Genomic DNA, 20,945 nt, shown 5'->3' on the forward strand with positions numbered 1-20,945 from the left:
GCAGGAAGGCGTTCTCCTTGACCGCGACCCGTAGCGCCGCCAGCAGCTCATCCTCGGTGGTCACGGCCGCTCACCGCCCGGGGCGCGGCGCGGACCGGCGAGCACATGGTTGACCAGCGCACCCGCATCCATGGTGTCGAACTCGAGTACATCGGCTCCGGGTGGCGCGGCGCCGTTGCGTGCCTGGGTCAGGTCGAGCAGCACGTCGAGTACGCCTGCCGCCCGCAGCTCCTCGGCCGAGATGGTCGCCAACCGCCTGCGCAGTGTGTTCTCGGTTTCGCGGTCGAGTGGAACCGGTTCGGCAAAACCGAGTTCCGTGACGAGATGTCGAGCCAGTTGATCCGGTGTCGGGTGGTCGAAGACGACCGTCACTGGCATGGTCATTCCGGTCTCGGCTCGCATCCGCGCGCGGAACTCCATCGCGGCGAGCGAATCGAAACCCAGTTCCTGGAATGTCGCATCCGGTGCCACGTCCGCGCTCGACCGGTGTGACAGCACATCCGCTGCGGCCGCACGGATCACGGCCAGTACCTGCTGCCTGCGTCGTGCCTCGGTGAGTGGTGCCAGCCGAGCACGCAGGGCCGCCTCCTTGTCGACTCCGGCCGCATCGTTGCGCACCGATCGCGGGGCCAGTCCGCGCAGCAAGGCGGGCAGTTCGTCGGTGCGGGCCCGCAGTGCCGCCCGGTTCAGGTGCATCGGCGCGACGACGGGATGGCCCGTGCCGAGGGCGGCGTCGAGCAGGCGCAGGCCCTCTGAGTCGGTCAATGTCGAGATGCCTTGTCGCCGAATACGATCGGCTTGTGGCGCGGACACCTCGGTGCCCATTCGCGCCCCCTCCCACGGGCCCCACGCCAACGAGGTGGCGGGCAGCCCGCGGGCACGCCGGTGTGCCGCCAGCGCGTCGAGGAACACATTGGCCGCCGCATACCAGCCCTGCCCACCGGCCAGTATCAGGCCGCCGATAGAGGAGAACAGCACGAAGAAGGACAGGTCCAGATCGCGGGTCAGAACGTGCAGATGCCAGGCGCCGTCCACCTTCGGGCGCACAGTGGCGTCGAGGCGGTCGGTGTCGAGTCCGTCGAGCACGCCGGTATCGAGGACGCCCGCCGTGTGCACCACCCCGACGAGCGGCTTGTCCGCCGGGATGGCGGCGAGTACCGCGCGCAGGGCGTCCCGGTCGGCGACATCACACGCGACCACGTCGACCTCGGTGCCGAGTTCGGCGAGCTCGGCACGCAATGCCGCCGCGCCGGAAGCCTTTTCACCGCTCCTGCTGACCAGCAGCAGATTCCGGGCACCGTGCGTGTCGACCAGGTGGCGCGCGACGAGTGCGCCGAGAACTCCGGTGCCACCGGTGATCAGCACCGTTCCGGTTCGTAGCGACAGCGCGCCGGGTGATTCGACCGCGGGTGGTTCGGTAGCGGGTAGTTGGGTCAGGCGTGGCACCCACGCCTGACCGTCGCGCACCATCAGCTCCGGCTCGGCGGTCGCGGCCAATCGTGCCGGGTCGGTGTCGTCGTCGATATCCGCCAGCAGGATTCGACCAGGGTGCTCGGCCTGGGCCGCGCGAACGAGACCCCAGACCGCAGCGCTGGGAAGATCGCCGATATCCTCGCCCGGAAGTGCGACGGCGCCGCGGGTCACGATCAGGAGGCGTTCCCGTCCGGTGGCCGGGTCGGCCGTCCATCGCCGCAGCATGTCGAGGACGGCGGCGAGTGTGTGGCGTACGCGGGGCAGAACCTGATCGGCCGAGACTTTCGCGCGCGACTGCACGCGGAATACGACGACCGCATCCACGCTGGACGGGTCCGGCACGTCATCCCATTCGCGCACCGCAGTGGCTGCTGAGTCCGCGAGTTCCACTCGCTGCCAATCTATTTCGAACAGCGCACCCGCAAGACGTCCCGGACCGTTCAGTTGATCGGGAGAGAACGGCCTGCCGACGATCGAGCCGACCGTCAGCACCGGATCGCCTTGAACATCCATCGCGCGCAAGGACATTCGACCCGGACCCAGCGGCAGGCCGAGTGCTCGCACCGTGCTGGCGTGTGCGGCGTGCAGCCGCACGTCGTTCCACACGAACGGCAAGACCAATTCACCGCCGTCCAGCAAGAAAGTGTGCGTTGCGGCGTCCAATAGCGCGGGATGAATGGCGAACCCGGCCGCGTCGGCGGTGTCGGGCAACTCCACCTCGACGGCGATCTCGTCGCCGCGTCGCCAAGCCGCCCGTACGCCGCGGAAGGTGGGACCGTAGTCGTAGCCGAGGCGTGCCAGCGCATCGTAGGCGCCATCGATCGCGATCGGGGTCGTGCCGAGCGGTGGCCACGAAGCCGCCTCGATCGCCGGTTCCGGCGCGTCGGCCACCGCCAATGTGCCCTCGGCGTGCGTGGTCCATTGCTCGGCACCTTCGAGTCGCGACGAGATGGACACCGAGCGATCGGCGCCGCTCGCACCGCGGACGACAACGTGCACCTGCACGGCGCCCTTCTCGGGTATGGCCAGTGGCGTGCGCAGCATGAGCTCGCGAATCATGCTGCAGCCCGTTTCATCCGCGGCCCGCAGGGCGAGTTCGACGAAGGCGGTGCCGGGTAGCAGCGCTTGCCCGAGAATCGCGTGGTCGGCCAGCCACGGATGCGTCGCCACCGTCAGCCGCCCAGACAGGTGTACGTCGCCGGTGTCGGGGTCGTCGATCGCCGCCGACAGTATCGGATGCTCGATCGCGCGGAGGCCGTGTCCGGTGGCGTCGCCGATCGCGGCCCGTGACAACCAGTAGCTCTGGTGCTGGAAGGCATAGGTGGGCAGGCGGGTCCCCGGCCGTGGTCGCGGGTAATGGGCGGACCAGTCGACGGTGTGGCCCGCGGCGTGCAGCGCCGCGAGCCCGTCGAATAGAGACTGTGGCTCAGGCCGTTTCGGATGCAGCAGGGCGATGGTGGCCGCCCCAGGTGCCGTCTCGGCGATGTGGGTGAGCAGACCGCTGTGCGGTCCGATCTCCAGGAACCGATGCACCTGTTGCCGCTCGAGTGTCACGATGCCCTTGGCGAAGTGCACGGTGCTCCTGGCGTGCTGGGTCCAATACTCCGCCGTCGCATAACCTTCGTCGGCGAGTTCGCCGGTCGGGTCGGCGATGACGGGGATGCGGGCCGGTGCGGGCGTGATCGTGCCCAGAGCCGTACCGAGTCGATCCAGAACCGGCTGTATCGCCGCCGAGTGGAACGCGTGCGAGACATTCAATCGTTTGACGCGGAAACCCGCTGTGCACAAATCGCTTTCGAGCTCATCGACGGCGGCGACCGTTCCGGCGATTAGGGTCGCGGTGGGGCTGTTGATCGCCGCGATATCCATGTCCTGGCTCAGCAACGGTATCAGTTCGTCTGCGGGGGCTCGGACGGCGAGCATGGCGCCGTCGTCGGGTAGGGATTGCATGAGGTTGGCGCGTTCGGTGACGAGGGTGGCGGCGTCGGTGAGGGTGAGGACTCCGGCGAGGTGGGCGGCGGAGATTTCTCCGATGGAGTGTCCGATCATGTAGTCGGGCAGTATTTTCCAGGATTCGAGTAGTCGGAACAGTGCGATGTGGAGTGTGAACAGGGCGGTTTGGGCGTGCAGGGTTTGGGTGAGTTCGGTGGTGTTGTGGCCCCAGGCGATGTCGCGGACTGGGAGTCGGAGGTGTTGTTCGACGTTGTCCCATGCTTGGGCGAATACGGGGTAGGTGTGGTATAGCTGGCGGCCCATGCCGAGTCGTTGGGAGCCCTGCCCGGTGAAGACGAACGCGGTCTTACCTGCGCCGGCGGGTATTTCGGGGTCGGGCAGGTGCGTCAATTCCGTCAGCAGCTGCTCGCGGGTGGATCCGGTGACCACCGCGCGGTGCTCGAAGACCGAGCGACGCGCCAAGGCCGCCGCCACCGCGCCGGGATCGATATCGGGATCGTTCAGCAGATGGGTGTGCAGTCGAGAGGCGCAGTCGCGCAAGGCTTCCCGAGTACGTGCCGACAATGTCCAGGCGAGGATCGGCGGACGTTCGGCTACTGTGGGTGGCTCGAGCTGGGGTGGTTGTTCGAGGATGATGTGGGCGTTGGTGCCCGAGATCCCGAATGAGGAGACTGCTGCTCGGCGTGGATGGCTGGTGTCGGGCCATGGTTGGTGTTCGGTGAGTATTTGGACATGTCCGGTGGTCCAGTCCACATGTGGTGTGGGCTCATCGACGTGCAAGGTCTTCGGCAATACACCGTGGCGCATCGCTTCGATCATTTTGATGATCCCGGCCACACCCGCGGCTGCCTGTGTGTGGCCGATGTTGGATTTGATCGAGCCCAGCCACAGTGGTGGACGGCTGTGGTCGCGTTGGCCGTAGGTGGCCAGGATGGCTTGGGCTTCGATCGGGTCGCCGAGGCGGGTGCCGGTGCCGTGGGCTTCGACCACATCCACCTGGCCCGCCGAAAGGTTCGCGTTGGCCAGTGCTGCTTGGATGACTCGTTGTTGGGCAGGACCGTTGGGTGCGGTCAACCCGTTGGAGGCCCCGTCCTGGTTCACCGCCGACCCACGCACGACCGCCAATATCTCGTGCCCGTGGCGTTGGGCGTCGCAAAGTCGTTCCACCACAAGCACACCCACACCCTCGGCCCACCCCACCCCGTCCGCGGCAGCGGCGAACGATTTACAGCGGCCATCCGGAGCCAGGCCGCGTTGGCGGGAGAACTCGACGAATATTTCCGGGGTGGCCATCACCGTGACCCCACCCACCAACGCCAACTCACACTCCCCGGCCCGCAATGACAACCCCGCCTGATGCAGTGCCACCAGCGACGAGGAACACGCCGTGTCCACCGACACCGCCGGCCCACCCAACCCCAACACATAGGCCAGCCGTCCCGACACCAACGACCCGGCCTGCCCGATCAACCCGTAATCGTGATACATCACCCCCATGAACACCCCCACCTCGGCACCGCCCAATCCCCGCGGGTCCAGCCCCGCGTTCTCCAACGCCTCCCACCCCACCTCCAACACCAACCGCTGCTGAGGATCAATCTCCAACGCCTCACGCGGACTCACCCCGAAAAACCCGGCATCAAACAACCCCGCCCCTTCCAAAAACCCACCCCACCGCGAATACGACCGACCCACCACACCCACCCGCGGATCGAACAACCCCTCATCCCAGCCCCGATCCCCCGGCCACCGCCCCACCACATCACAACCACCCGAAACCACACCCCACAACCCATCCACCGAACCCACACCACCAGGAAAACGACACCCCACCCCCACCACAGCCAACGGCTCACCCGCCGCGTACTCGAGTTCACGAATACGTTCCCGGACCTGTCGCAGTTCCTTCGTCGTACGCTTCAGGTACTCCACGTATTTGTCGTTGTCCGAACTCATTTCGGCGCCCCCTTTCTCGGTCACGAAACTCAGAGCTCGCGGTCGATGATCGCGAGCAGCTCGTCGCCGCTGGCGGAATCGATATCGTCAGCGGCCGATGCGGCGCCGTTGCCCCACTTCGTGGTGATCGCATGTAGTCGCCGCAGCACTCGGGTTCGCCCGGTTTTGTCGGCGGCGCGCGCGAGTACCGTGTCCAAGCGGTCCAGCAGTTCGTCGACCGAACCGACCGGAGTGCCGTCGAATCCGTTGTTCTGTTCGAGCAACACTTCGTGCAGATAGGTGCTCAGCGCCGCAGGCGTCGGCTGGTCGAAGACGACGCCCGCGGGCAATTTCAGTCCGGTGGCCTGGGTCAGCCGGTTACGGAACTCGACGGCGCTGAGCGAGTCGAAACCGATGTCCTTGAACGCCTGGTCAGGATCGATGGCGTCGGTGTCGGTGCGACCGAGTACGACTCCGGCATTGGTGCGAACCAGATCCAACACCGCGTCCCGCTGCTGAGTGGGTGCCAGCCCGTGTAGACGTTTGCGCAGTGCTGCTGGTCCGGGCCTGGACCCGTTGCGCGCCAATGGCTGTGCCGGTACGAGGTCGGCCAGGATCGGCGGTAGCAGGTCCGCGGCGGCGCGGGCACGCAGCCCGGTCGGATCCCACCGAGCGGCGACGACGCAGTCGGTGTCGGTGCGCACCGCACGATCGAAGAGGTCGAGTGCTCGATCGCGGGCCATGGCCGCTATCCCGGCTCGCTCGAAGCGGTCGACATCGGCGGCGGCCAGATGACCGGTCATGCCGGTGGTCTCGGCCCATAGTCCCCACGCGATCGAGGTGCCGACGCGCCCGCTCGCCCGGCGATGGGCGGCGAGCGCGTCGAGGAAACGGTTGGCGGCGGCGTAGTTGGCCTGGCCTGCGGCACCGATCGTCCCGGATACGGAGGAGTACAACACGAACATGGCGAGATCGGTGTCGGCGAGGAGTTCGTGCAGATGCCAGGCACCGTCGACTTTGGGTGCGAATACGGTGTCGATTCGGTGCCGCGACTGCGAGACGAGGACGGCGTCGTCCAGGACGCCGGCGGTGTGCACGACACCGACCAGGGGCATGTCATCGGGTACGGTCGCGAGCGCCTGCCGCAGCGATTCCCGGTCGGCGACATCGGCGGCGACGGCCCGGACGCGCGCACCGGTGGCCGCCAGCTCGCGCAGCAGATCGTCGACGCCGGGGGCGGCCGGGCCGCGCCTGCTCAGCAGCAGCAGGGAGCGCACACCGTATTCGGTCACCAGATGCCGCGCCAGCACGGCGCCGAGGCCGCCGGTGCCGCCGGTCACCAGCACTGTTCCCGAATCCAATGCGGGACCGGGCATGGGCGCTTGCGCCAGCGTGGTCAGCCGCGGGACAAACTGACGGCCCTTCCGCAGGGCGGCCTGCGGTTCAGTGCAGCGTGCGATCGACGCGGCATCGAGTTCTGCCCCGGAAGCCAGGTCGACCAGGCCGATCCGGTTCGGATATTCAGCCTGGGCCGCGCTCACCAGACCCCACAGCGCGGCACCCGGTAGCGAGGCCGGTGCGCCCGCCTCGGTGTCGATCACGTCGCGGGTTACCACGATCAGCCGGGACCGCTCGCAGCGCGGATCGGTGAGCCACGTCTGCAAGGTGGCCAGTATCTCGTGTGCCAGCGCGTGCGTGTCGGCGATGGATTCGCCTGTGCCCGTGGCATATTCGACGATCACAGTATCCGGAACCACCGGCTTTCGGCCGGGTACGGCGGCCGGCTCGGTCGCCTCGACGACGCTGACGACACCGGGTGCGGCGGTTGCGGTCTGAGGTCGCGGCACCCATCGGGTGACGAACAGCCGTGCGCCCGCACCCGGGTTCAGCTGTGCGACAGCGACGGGGCGCGATCGGAGTTCGCCGATGTCGAGCACCGGTCGGCCGGTCTCATCGGACACCTCGACGCGCACCGTATCCGCCCCGGTTGGGACGATCCGTGCGTGCACATGCGTCGCGCCGGTGTCGTGCACCCGCACGTCGCGCCAGTCGAACGGCATCAGCAACGAGTCGTCGTCGCGGGCACCGCCGAGCAGGATCGCGTGCAGCAGCGCATCCAGCAGCGCCGGGTGCATCGCGTATCCGTCGGGGTCCGCAGCGGACGGCAACACTGCCTCGGCATACCGCTCGTCGCCGTGCCGCCACGCCTCGAGCATGCCGCGGAAGGCCGGGCCGTACTCGTAGCCTCGGTCGGCGAGGTAGGCATAGGTGTCCGGTGTGTCGATTCGCTCGGCCTGCGCGGGCGGACGTGTGTCGGATCGGGCCGGATCGAGCGAATCCTGCTCGGTCAGAACACCTTCGGCGTGCTGTTGCCACTGCGCCGTGTCGTCGGGCGGGCGCGAGTAGATCGCGACCGGCCGTTCGCCACCGCCGGTGTCCGCACCGATGACGACACGTATCCGCGCGCCGCGTCGATCGAGCGGCAGCGGCGCGGACAGGGTCAGCTCACGCACCACAGCGCAGCCGACTTCCCGGCCCACCCGGAGCGCGAGTTCGACGAACGCGGTGCCGGGCAGCAGCGTCCGACCGGTGATCGCGTGCTCGGCGAGCCAGGGCTGGGTTCGCGACGACAGTGTGCCGGTGAAGGTGAGCTCGGCGGTTCGGGGACTGTCCATGGCGCCCGCGAGCAACGGGTGGTCGATCGGAATCAGGCCGAAATCTGCCGCGTCACCGGCCTCCATACCGGGCAGCCAGTAGTTCTGATGCTGAAATGCATAGGTGGGCAGGGCTATTCGCCGTGCCGCCGCACCGTCGAAGAGACGTGGCCAGTTCACGTCCTGACCCGCGACGAACATGCGGGCGAGCCCCTCCAACAGTGACTCCGGTTCGGATCGGTGCTTGCGCAGGGTCGGCACCGTGAGGGTGTCGTCGACGCATTCGGTGATCGCCGCGGACAACCCGCTCTCCGGGCCGATCTCGACGAACCGGACGACGCCCTGTTCGCGCAGGGTGGCGATGCCGTCGGCGAAACGCACCGTCTGTCGCACGTGCCGTACCCAGTAGTCGCTCGATCCGTAGTCTGCTGCGGCGAGTTCGCCGGTCGAGTTCGTCGCTATCGGAATCGTCGGGACGGCAGGGGTTATCCCCGCGATGGCGGCGGCGAACTCGGCAAGCATCGGCTCCATCGCCGCCGAGTGGAAGGCATGCGAAACCGCGAGCCGCTTAGTCCGGCGGCCCTGCTCTGTCAGGCGCGCGACCACCCCCGCTACCTGCTCGGCCGCGCCGGAGAGCACCACGGAGTGCGGGCTGTTCACCGCGGCGAGATCGACACCTGATACCAGCAGCTGCCGGACCGTATCCTCGTCGGCCTGTACGGCGACCATCGCGCCACCGACCGGCAGCGCCTGCATCAATCGGCCGCGCGCTGCCACCAGTGCCGTCGCGTCCGCGAGCGAAAGGACGCCGGCGACATGCGCGGCCGCGATCTCGCCGACAGAATGGCCGATCACGAGATCCGGTACCGCGCCCCATGATTCGAGCAGCCGAAACAGTGCGACCTCAACGGTGAACAACGCGGCCTGCGCGTGCGCCGTCTGCTCGAGCGCGTCGGGGTCGGCACCCCAGACGATCTCGCGCAGCGACGAGTCGAAATGCTTCGTCACGGTGTCCCATGCCGTGGCGAACGCCGGATATGCCTCGTACAGTTCGCGGCCCATACCCAGTCGCTGCGATCCCTGACCCGGGAACACGAACACCGTCCGGCCCGAGTGACGCATTGGTGTCTCGGTGTGCACCGCCGCGAGGCGGGACAGCAGCTCGGCACGATCGACGCCGAGCACAACCGCCCGATGCTCGAACGGGGTTCGTCCTGCCGCGGCCATGCCGACATCCACGGCGTCGAGTTCGTCTCGTGCCGCGACGAATTCGTGGAGTCGAGCCGCTTGTTCCGCCAGTGCCTGTGGTGTCCGCGCCGAAATCACCCAGGGGATCACCGGGAGCGGTGCGCCGGTCGGCTTCGGTGCCTCGGCTGGTGCTTGTTCGAGGATGACGTGGGCGTTGGTGCCCGAGATGCCGAAGGATGACACCCCCGCTCGTCGGGGCTTGTCGTCGGGCCAGGGTTGTTGCTCGGTGAGTAGGGCGACGTGTCCGGTGGTCCAATCCACGTGTGGTGAGGGTTCGTTCACGTGCAGCGTCTTCGGGAGCACGCCATGGCGCATCGCCTCGACCATCTTGATGACCCCGGCTACCCCGGCCGCAGCCTGCGTGTGGCCCATATTCGACTTGATCGAGCCCAGCCACAGTGGTGCGCCGCTACGGTCGCGCTGTCCGTAGGTGGCCAGGATGGCTTGCGCTTCGATCGGGTCACCGAGGGTGGTTCCGGTTCCATGCGCTTCGACGGCATCGACATCACCCACGTTTAGACCAGAGTTCGCCAAAGCAGTACGGATGACGCGTTGTTGGGACGGGCCGTTCGGTGCGGTCAATCCATTCGACGCGCCGTCCTGATTGACCGCTGATCCCCGCACCACCGCGAGTACTTCGTGGCCGTTGCGTTGGGCGTCGGAAAGTCGTTCCACCACAAGCACACCCACGCCCTCGGCCCAGCCGGTTCCATCCGCGGCTTTCGCGAACGATTTACACCGACCGTCTGCGGACAGCCCGCCCTGCAACGAGAACTCGACGAACACTTCCGGGGAAGCCATCACCGTGACCCCACCGACCAGCGCCAACTCGCACTCACCGGCCCGCAACGACAACCCCGCTTGATGCAACGCCACCAGTGATGAGGAACACGCGGTATCCACCGTCACCGCCGGACCCTCCAAACCCAGCACATACGACACCCGGCCGGATGCGACGCTCGCCGCGATCGCGGGGATCCCATACCCTTTGGCTCGGTATCCCTGCGGGGAGGCAACGCCCGCGAACACTCCGGTCGCACTGCCCCGCAACGACTTCGGGTCGATACCGGCGGATTCCAGTGCTTCCCAGGAAACTTCGAGCAACTGCCGCTGCTGCGGGTCCATGCCGACCGCCTCGCGCGGTGTGATACCGAAGAAGCCGGGGTCGAACCGGCCCGCCTCGTGCAGAAAACCGCCCTCGCGCACGTACGACTTGCCGGGCACGCCGGGCTCGGGGTCGTAGAGCTCTTCCAGGTCCCACCCGCGGTCGTCCGGGAAACCGCCCATTACGTCGAGCCCACGGGCGACGATGTCCCACAGGTGTTCCGGTGAGCTCGCGCCGCCGGGGAACCGGCACGCCATGCCGACGATCGCCAACGGGTCGTCGCTACGCGTCGCGGTGGGCGCCGGTGCGCGCTCGCGCGGTGCGTTGCCGGTCAGTTCGCCGACGAGGTAGCGGGCCAGCGCCAGCGGGGTAGGGTAGTCGAAGACGGCACTCGCGGGCAGTCGCACGCCGGTGGCGATCTCGAGCTGATCACGGAAGGCCACCGCGTCGAGCGAATCGAAGCCGAGATCCTTGAAGGCCTGCCCGGATTCGATCGACGCGGCGTCGGCGTGTCCGAGCACGATGGCCACCCGGGCTCGCACGATATCCAGCACGCGTTCGAATCGCTGCTTCTCGTCGAGACCCGCGAGATCGCCTGTCTGAGCACTGGCACCCTGGGCGCGGGCGGCGACGGCTCGCGGCTTGGGCGCAAGGTCGGCGAGGATGCGCGGCAGCGTGTCCGCGGCGGCACGGGCGCGCAGTTCGGGCAGGTTCCAGCGTGCGGCGAGGATGACGTCGGCATCGGCGCGCACGGCCTCGTCGAAGAGCGCGAGGCCGTGTTCACGGGTCATCGCCGCCAGCCCGGCCCTGGACAGTCTGCCGAGATCGGCGTCGCAGAGCCGACCGGTCATTCCGGTGGCCGCTGCCCACAGCCCCCACGCGAGGGACGTGGCGACCAGGCCGCGCGCCCGCCGATAGGACGCCAGGCCGTCCAGAAACCGGTTAGCCGCTGCGTAATTGGCTTGTCCAGGCGCGCCAAGTACGCCCGCCACCGACGAGAACACGACGAACAGCGCCAGGTCGGCGTGTGCGGTCAGGTCGTGCAGATGCCATGCCCCATCGACCTTGGGTGCGAATACGGCATCCATCCGCGGGGCCGACTGTTCGGACAGGAGCGCGTCGTCGAGCACCCCGGCGGCATGAACGACGCCGACGAGGGGCGCATCGTCCGGGACGGCTGTCAACGCCTGGCGCAACGATTCCCGATCGGCGACGTCGGCGGCCACCACACGGACCAGCGCGCCCGCCGCGGTCAGTTCGTCGATCAAACCGTCGACACCGGGTGTTTGCGGGCCGCGACGGCTGACCAGCAGCAGCGAACGCACCGCGTGTTCCAGCACCAGATGCCGGGCGAGCACGGCACCGAGCCCGGCGGTGCCACCGGTCACCACTACGGTCCCCGAGTCCAGCCGCACTGCGAACGGGTCGGCTTCGGGCGCGGACTCCGTGTCGAGCGTGACGATCCGTGGCGCGAGTACCCGCCCGGCGCGGATCGCCAGCCTGTCCTCACCCACGCCCAGGTACTCGGCCGGTTCCGTCGCAGTGTCGGTGTCCACCAGGAGGATCCGGTCTCGGTACTCGGACTGCGCCGAACTCACCAGGCCCCAGACGGCCGCGGCGGCGAGGTCCTCGACCGGTGCGCCCGGCGTCGCGACCGCGCCGCGCGTCTCGACAACGAGGCGCGTACCGACAAAGCGTTCGTCGTCCAGCCAGACCTGCAACGCCGCGAGTATGCGGTGGGTGACGGCGTGCACATCGGGCAGCACGGCATCGTCGTCCGGGTCGGCGGGGGTTGGGCAGCGGAGCACGACGACGTCGGGCGCGGTATCGCCGAGCCGTTCGACCTGCGCCGCGAACTCGGTGAGTTCGACCACGCGAACCTCGGTGTCCAGTGACTGGATCTTGTCCTGCGCCAACGGTATCCAGCGCAGGTGGTGCAGCGAGTGGTTGGCGGTGTGCAATTGCTGCGGGGTGATGGGCCGCGTGTGCAGTGTGGCGGTGAGGACGAGTTGTCCGGCGGGATCGGTCAGGCGCAGAGCGTAGGTGTCGGGGCCGACGGTGGCGAGGTGGGCGCGTAGCCGTGTCGCGCCCGCGGCGTGCAGGGTGGTGTCGGTCCAGGTGTAGGGCAGCGGGGTCTGCTCGGTGTCGGCGGTGGTGAGCAGTGCGGCGTGCAGGACCGCGTCGAGCAGGGCGGGGTGTATCCCGAAACCGGCGGTATCGGTGTCGGCGGGTAGTTCGATCTCGGCGTAGACCTGTTCGTCATGGCGCCAGAGTTGTTGCAGGCCTTGAAAAGCGGGGCCATAGTGGTAGCCCCGTTCGGCCAGTGCGCTGTAGGGCGCGTCCAGCTGCACCGGGTGGGCCTCGGTGGGCGGCCAGGTGAGCTCTGTCGTGGGTATCTCGGTGTGTTGCGCGGTGAGCAGGCCGCGAGCGTGCAGTTGCCACGGGGCGGAATCGGTCGAGTCGAGGCGGGCATAGATCTGGATCGAGCGGTGCTCGGGCTGCTCCCGGCCACCGACCACTACCTGCAGTTGCATGGGACCTTGATCGAGTAGTAGCGGTGTGGTGAGGGTGAGTTCCCGTAGCACCGGGCAGCCGATCTCGTCGCCGGCGCGAATGGCCAGTTCGACGAAGGCGGCTCCGGGTAGCAGGGTGCGTCCGAAGACGGCGTGCTCGGTCAGCCACGGCTGCGTGGTGAGTGAAAGGCGACCGGTCAGGCGGAGGCCGTCCGTTTCGGGGGCGTGGATCGCCGCCGCGAGTAACGGATGTTCGGTGGGCCGTATGCCTGCTGCCGCCAGGTCGGGAGTGCCGGTGGTGTTGTCGGTCCAGTAGCGTTGATGTTGGAAGGCATAGGTGGGCAGGGGAATTCGTCGCGCACCGGCTTGTTCGAACAGTTTGTGCCAGGTGACAGGGATGCCGTTGATCCAGGCGTCGGCGGCGTTGCCGAGCAGTTGTGCCCAGCTGCCGTCGTCGCGGCGTAGCGAGGCGATGGTGGTGAGGCCGCGATCGTGCACGCTCACGTCGTGGGTGGTCGCGTCGTAGGTGTCGTGTATCGCGGCGAGTAGAGCCGGGTGTGTGCTGGTTTCGATGAACATCGACCAGCCCTGGGTGAGCAGGGCGCGGGTGGCCGCTTCGAATCGTACGGTGGATCGCAGATTCCGAAACCAGTACTGCGCTTTCAACTCCGAGCCGTCGAGCCGATCACCGGTCACCGAGGAGAAGAAGGCTACCTCGGATGCATGCGGGTCGATATCGTGCAGGGCGGCGACGAGTTCGGATCGCACCTGGTCGACCTGCGTGGAATGGCTCGCGTAGTCGACCGGGAGTCGGCGCACCTGCACTTCATCGGCTTCGCAGCCTGTGACGAACTCGTCCAAGGCTTGCGCCGGACCGGAAACGACTGTCGCCGTGGGGCCGTTGATCGCCGCGATGCTCAACCCATCGTTCAACCGTGCGCCCACCGCCTGCTCGGACAGTGCTACGGCGGCCATGCCTCCTCGTTCGTCGAGACCGGTCAGCAGTCGTGATCGCACAGCGACTACTCGCGCGGCGTCCTCGAGGGAGAGCACACCGGCAACACACGCGGCCGCGATCTCGCCTTGGGAATGCCCGACCACCGCAGAGGGCTTGACTCCCAATGATTCCCACACTGCCGCCAGTGACACCATCACCGCCCACAACACCGGCTGCACCACATCCACCCGCGCCAACAACTCCTCATCGCCCTCGCGTACCACCTCGAGCAACGACCACCGCACCCACGGCGCCAACGCCCGCTCACACGCACTCATCCGCTCGGCGAACACACTCGACTCCGCCAACAGCTCACGACCCATCCCCAACCACTGCGACCCCTGACCCGGAAACACGAACACAATCCGGCCCGAGTGACGCGCGGGTGTCTCGGTGTTCGCGGCCGCGAGGCGGGACAGCAGTTCGGCACGATCCGCGCCGAGCAGCACCGCCCGATACTCGAACTCCGAGCGCCGCGCCAAGGACGCACCGATGTCGATCGCATCCAATTCCGGTCGTGCGGTGGCGAATTCGAGCAGGCGCGCGCACTGCGCCGCCAACGCCGCTCGCGATCGGGCCGATATCAGCCACGGCACCACTGACATCGCGTTCCGCTCCGGGGCGCCGATTTCGGCGGGTGCTTGTTCGAGGATGACGTGGGCGTTGGTGCCCGAGATGCCGAAGGATGACACCCCCGCTCGTCGGGGCTTGTCGTCGGGCCAGGGTTGTTGCTCGGTAAGTAGGGCGACGTGTCCGGTGGTCCAATCCACGTGTGGTGAGGGTTCGTTCACGTGCAAGGTCTGCGGTAGTACACCGTGGCGCATCGCCTCGACCATCTTGATGACCCCGGCGACCCCCGCGGCTGCCTGGGTGTGACCGAAGTTGGACTTGATCGAGCCCAGCCACAACGGCCGATCACCGTGGCGGTCCTGCCCATAGGTCGCCAGAATTGCTTGAGCTTCGATCGGGTCGCCCAGGGTCGTCCCTGTGCCGTGTGCCTCGACGGCGTCGACATCACTGGCGTCCAGGCCCGCGTTGGCCAGCGCCGCTCGGATGACCCGTTGTTGCGAAGGCCCATTCGGTGCGGTCAATCCGTTCGAGGCGCCGTCCTGGTTCACCGCCGACCCGCGCACCACCGCGAGTACTTCGTGGCCGTTGCGTTGGGCATCGGAAAGCCGTTCCACCACAAGCACACCGACGCCCTCGGCCCACCCGGTTCCATCCGCTGCTTCCGCGAACGGCTTACACCGGCCGTCGGCGGATAGCCCGCCCTGTAGTGAGAACTCGACGAACACGTTCGGGGAGGCCATCACGGTGACCCCGCCGACCAAAGCCAACTCGCATTCACCGGCCCGCAGCGACAACCCAGCCTGATGCAACGCCACCAGCGACGATGAACACGCGGTATCCACCGTCACCGCCGGACCCTCCAAACCCAGCACATACGACACCCGACCCGAAGCGATCGAGCCCTTGCCGTCGCTGGCCGGATAGTCGTGGTACATCAGTCCGGTGAAAACACCGGTGTCGGTGCCGCGCAGCGACGCCGGGTCGATACCGGCGGATTCCAGTGCCTCCCAGGTGACTTCGAGCAGCTGCCGCTGTTGCGGATCGGTCTCCACCGCTTCATGCGGGCTGATACCGAAGAACGCCGCGTCGAACTCGGCGATGCCATCGAGGAACCCGCCCGAGCGGGTGTACGTCTTGCCCGGCACACCGGGTTGCGGGTCGAACAATGTCTCGACATCCCAACCTCGGTCGGTGGGGAACTCGCCCACCACATCTCGGCCCTCGGCCATCAGGCGCCACAGATCCGATGGTGATCCGACTCCACCGGGAAAACGACAGCCCATTCCCACGATCGCCAGCGGCTCGTCGCGGCGTGCGCGGACCGGAACGGGACGCCGCTCCGGTTCCTGGTCACCGATGAGTTCGGCGATCAGGAACCGGGTCAACGCCCGTGGTGTCGGATGGTCGAAGACCAAACTCGACGGCAGGTTCAGTCCCGTCGCCGCGCCGAGCCGGTTGCGGAATCGCACCGCGGCGAGCGAGTCGAAGCCGAGCTCCTTGAACGCCTGCCCCGGCTCGATCGACGCGCTGGCGCTGTGGCCGAGGACAGTGGCAGCGTGGGTGCGACACAATTCGAGCACCAGGTCGAAGCGGCGGTCGACGTCGAGTGTATGGAGCCGACCACGCAGGTCGGGCTCCGCGGGACCGGGGTGCGCGATGGCACGCCGGTTCGGCACGAGCGCGGACAGCATCGGCGGTAGTTGCCTCGCCGCGGCTTGGGCATGCAGGGCGGCGGTGTCGACGCGGGCGGCGACAACCAGAGGAGCGTCGGCGGCAAGGGCATCGTCGAGCAGGCTCGTGCCTTGTTCGGCCGACATGGGCGCGATGCCGGTGTGCCGGAACCGGTCGGCGGATACGTGCGCGGTCATCGAGGTCGCCTCGGCCCACAGCCCCCACGCGATGGAGATGCCGGGCAGACCACGCTCGCGGCGGTAGGCGATCAGTCCGTCCAGAAAGCGGTTCGCGGCAGCGTAATTGGCCTGCCCCGCACCGCCGAGCACGCCCGCGACGGAAGAGAAGACGACGAACGCGGCCAGTCCGGCGTCGGCGGTCAGTTCGTGCAGATGCCACGCACCCTCGGCTTTGGGCGCCAGCACCTTGGCGATTTGTTCCGGAGTGATGGTGTCGACGAGGCCGTCGTCGAGCACACCCGCGAGGTGCACCACGGCCGAGAGCCGCAGCGGTGCGAGCAGCCGGGCGAGCGCCGCGCGATCGGCGACATCGCAGGCGGCGACCTCTACCCGCGCGCCGAGCTCGGCCAGTTCGGCGACGAGTTCTGCGGCCCCAGCAGCTTCCATTCCACTGCGGCTGGTCAGCACGACGTGCCGGATCCCGTGCCGACGCACCAGATGGCGTGCGACGATCGCCCCGAGACCACCTGTCCCGCCGGTGATCAGCACGGTACCCGCGCCGAAAGCAGCTTCCGCGGAAGGCGATAGCGGCGGCATCGGCCGCAATCGCGGTATCCGTGCCTGCCTGCCGCGCAGCGCGATCTCGGGCTCCCCCGCGGTCGCGGCCGTGGCGCAAAAATACTGTGCGAACTCCTGGTCGTCGGTATCGACCAGGACGAAGCGGCTAGGGTGCTCGGTCTGCGCGGCCCGCACCAGTCCCCATACCGCCGCGGCGACCGGATCGATCGACTCGGTGCCCGTCACCGCGACCGCGCCCTGGGTGATCACCAGGAGCGTGGATCGGTCGTAACGAGTGTCGGTGAGCCAGCGCCGCAGCGTCGCCGATATCGCCTTTGTGGCGCTCGCGAGCCGGTCTGTCATGCCGGTCTCCGGAGGTGTGCAGCGCGTGACCATGATCTCGGCGACATCGTCGCCCGCCGCGTCCCATTCGAGCTGGGACAGTGTGGCCGGTCCGCCGAATTCCGCAGGTAGCCAATCGAGTTGATACAGCGGGCCGGTTGCCGTCGGGAGTTGTCCCGGGGTGACGGGCCGGGTGCGCAGCGTGGCGGCGAGAACCGGTTGTCCGGCGGTGTCGGTCAGGCGAAGCGTGTACACGCCGGGATCGGTGGTGACGATACGAGCGCGCAGACTCGTGGCACCCGTGGCATACAGCGCGGTATCGGTCCACGTGTAGGGCAGCGGTGTCCGGTCGACGTCAGCGGTGGTGAGCAGTGCGGCGTGCAGGACCGCGTCGAGCAGGACGGGGTGGATCCTGAAGCCGGTGGCGTCGGTGCCATCGGGGAGCTCGATGTCGGCGTAGGTGTGCGCACCGTGACGCCAGAGTCGTTGTAGTCCTTGGAAGCAGGGGCCGTACTGGTAGCCGCGTTCGAGCAGGGTCTCGTACGGCTGGTCGAGCGGAACCGGTTCGGCATCAGGTGGCGGCCAGGTCGCGGTTTCGTCCGGAATTGCCTCGATGCTGTGGTATTCGGCGAGGACCCCTTCGGCGTGCAGCCGCCAGTTGGCCGCCTGCTCGGCGTCCGGCCGCGAGTAGATGCGCACGGATCGGCCCACCTGCTGCCGATCCCCGACCACGACGTGCAGTTGCACCGGACCTTGATCGAGTAGTAGCGGTGTGGTGAGGGTGAGTTCCCGTAGCACCGGGCAGCCGATCTCGTCGCCGGCGCGAATGGCCAGTTCGACGAAGGCGGCTCCGGGTAGCAGGGTGCGTCCGAAGACGGCGTGCTCGGCCAGCCACGGCTGTGCTTTCACCGACAGCTGCCCGGTGAGACGGATCCCGTCGAAATCCGGGACCGCAACGACGGCGGCGAGTAGTGGATGTCGCGCTGCCCGCATCCCGGCTGTGTCCAGGTCCGCGGGTGTCGAGATGGCGTCGGTCCAGTAGCGTTGATGTTGGAAGGCATAGGTGGGCAAGGGGATTCGCCGTACGCCCGCCTGCTCGAACAGTTTGTGCCAGGTGACAGGGATGCCGTTGATCCAGGCGTCGGCGGCATTGCCGAGCAGTTGCGCCCAGCCGCCGTCGTCGCGGCGCAGCGAGGCGACCGTCGCGATGCCGCGGTCACGGATAGTGTCGTCGGTGACGGTCTCGTAGGTGTCGTGTATCGCCGCGAGTAGGGCCGGGTGTGTGCTGGTTTCGATGAACATCGACCAGCCCTGGGTGAGCAGGGCGCGGGTGGCCGCTTCGAATCGTACGGTGGATCGCAGATTCCGAAACCAGTACTGCGCTTTCAACTCCGAGCCGTCGAGCCGATCACCGGTCACCGAGGAAAAAAACTCGACCTCAACCGATCTCGGATCGATGCCGTCCAATGCGGCAACCAGTTCGGCCCGCACGGCATCGACCTGGCCGGAGTGACTCGCGTAATCGACCGGAAGTCGGCGCACCTGCACTCCATCGGCTTCGCAGCCTGTCACGAACTCGTCCAAGGCTTGCGCCGGACCGGAAACAACTATCGCCGCGGGTCCGTTGATCGCGGCTATACCCACGCCGTCGATCAGCCGCGTCCGCACCGACTCCTCCGACAACGCGACAGCAGCCATACCCCCGCGTTGCGGCAGATCGGTCAGCAGTCGTGATCGCACCGCGACTACTCGCGCGGCGTCCTCGAGGGAGAGCACACCGGCAACACACGCGGCCGCGATCTCGCCTTGGGAATGCCCGACCACCGCAGAGGGCTTGACTCCCAATGATTCCCACACTGCCGCCAGTGACACCATCACCGCCCACAACACCGGCTGCACCACATCCACCCGCGCCAACAACTCCTCATCGCCCTCGCGTACCACCTCGAGCAACGACCACCGCACCCACGGCGCCAACGCCCGCTCACACGCACTCATCCGCTCGGCGAACACACTCGACTCCGCCAACAGCTCACGACCCATCCCCAACCACTGCGACCCCTGACCCGGAAACACGAACACAATCCGGCCAGGCGCCACCGTTCGCCCGCTCAGGACTGCTCTGCCATCCGCGATATCGGCAAGCCCGGCCAGCAGTTCGGCACGATCGCCGCCCAGCACCACGGCCCGATGCTCGAAACCGGTTCGGCGCGAAAGCGCCGCGCCGACTTGCGCCGAAACTGACTCGGGTCGGGATTCGGCGAATCCGAGAAGCTGAGCCGCCTGCGCCGCCAGTGCCTGTGCTGTCCGCGCCGAGATCACCCACGGGATGATCGGCAGCGGCCCGCCTACCGGCTCGGATGCGGTCGCCGGTGCTTGTTCGAGGATGACGTGGGCGTTGGTGCCCGAGATCCCGAACGACGAAACACCCGCCCGCCGCGGCCGATCCAACTCCGACCACGGTGCCTGCTCGGTCAGCAGTTCGACGCGACCCGTCGTCCAATCGACGTGCGGGGTCGGCTCGTCCACGTGCAGCGTCTTCGGGAGCACGCCATGGCGCATCGCCTCGACCATCTTGATGACCCCGGCTACCCCGGCCGCAGCCTGAGTGTGGCCTATATTCGACTTGATCGAGCCGAGCCACAACGGTCGATCGGCCGGCCGATCCTGCCCATAGGTCGCCAGGATCGCCTGAGCCTCGATCGGGTCACCCAGCCGAGTGCCGGTGCCGTGCGCCTCGATCACATCCACGTCCGTCGCCGACAATCCGGCGTTGGCGAGTGCTGCGCGGATGACGCGTTGTTGGGACGGGCCGTTCGGTGCGGTCAATCCATTCGACGCGCCGTCCTGATTGACCGCTGATCCCCGCACCACCGCGAGTACTTCGTGGCCGTTGCGTTGGGCGTCGGAAAGTCGTTCCACCACAAGCACACCCACGCCCTCGGCCCAGCCGGTTCCATCCGCGGCTTTCGCGAACGATTTACACCGACCGTCTGCGGACAGCCCGCCCTGCAACGAGAACTCGACGAACACTTCCGGGGAAGCCATCACCGTGACCCCACCGACCAGCGCCAACTCGCACTCACCGGCCCGCAACGACAACCCCGCTTGATGCAACGCCACCAGTGATGAGGAACACGCGGTATCCACCGTCACCGCCGGACCCTCCAAACCCAGCACATACGCAACGCGCCCCGACACCACACTCGCCGCCGTCGCCGGAATCCCGTATCCCGGCGCGGCATACTCCTGCGGCGACGCCACGCCGACGAACACCCCGGCTGCGCTGCCGTGCAACGTCTCCGGGTCGATACCGGCGGACTCCAGCGCCTCCCAGCTCACCTCGAGCAGTAATCGCTGGCGCGGGTCCATGCCCACCGCTTCGCGCGGGCTGATATCGAAGAACGCCGCGTCGAACTCGGCGACGCCGTCCAGGAATCCACCCGAGCGGGTATACGACTTGCCTGGCACGCCCGGTTCGGGATCGAACAGCGCGTCCACAGCCCAGCCGCGATCGATCGGGAACTCTCCCACCACATCCCGGCCGTCGGCCACCACCTGCCACAGATCCTGCGGCGATCGAACACCACCGGGGAAACGACAGCTCATCCCCACAATCGCCAGTGGCTCCGGCGCTCGGCCCGCCTGCAGCTGCCGGTTCTCCCTGCGCAGCCGCTCGACCTGGCGCATGGCAGCGCGCAGCGCGTCGACGACTTTGTGGTCCGGATTGTCAGTCATTGCGTTTCC

2 protein-coding genes are annotated in these 20,945 nt (G+C 67.7%); both read right to left on the minus strand.

Annotation, left to right across the window (positions count from 1 at the left end):
* Positions 1 to 60 precede the first annotated feature (60 nt).
* Positions 61 to 5,382, minus strand: coding sequence for a type I polyketide synthase (locus ACQPXH_RS20230; protein WP_433598099.1), 5,322 nt, complete (start codon positions 5,380 to 5,382; stop codon positions 61 to 63).
* Between the two features lie 29 nt (positions 5,383 to 5,411).
* Positions 5,412 to 20,936, minus strand: a complete 15,525-nt coding sequence (locus tag ACQPXH_RS20235) for an SDR family NAD(P)-dependent oxidoreductase (RefSeq protein ID WP_433598100.1) — start codon at positions 20,934 to 20,936, stop codon at positions 5,412 to 5,414.
* Between the last annotated feature and the right edge of the window lie 9 nt (positions 20,937 to 20,945).

It is taken from the genome of Nocardia sp. CA-135953 (assembly GCF_050955735.1).
GTDB lineage: Bacteria > Actinomycetota > Actinomycetes > Mycobacteriales > Mycobacteriaceae > Nocardia.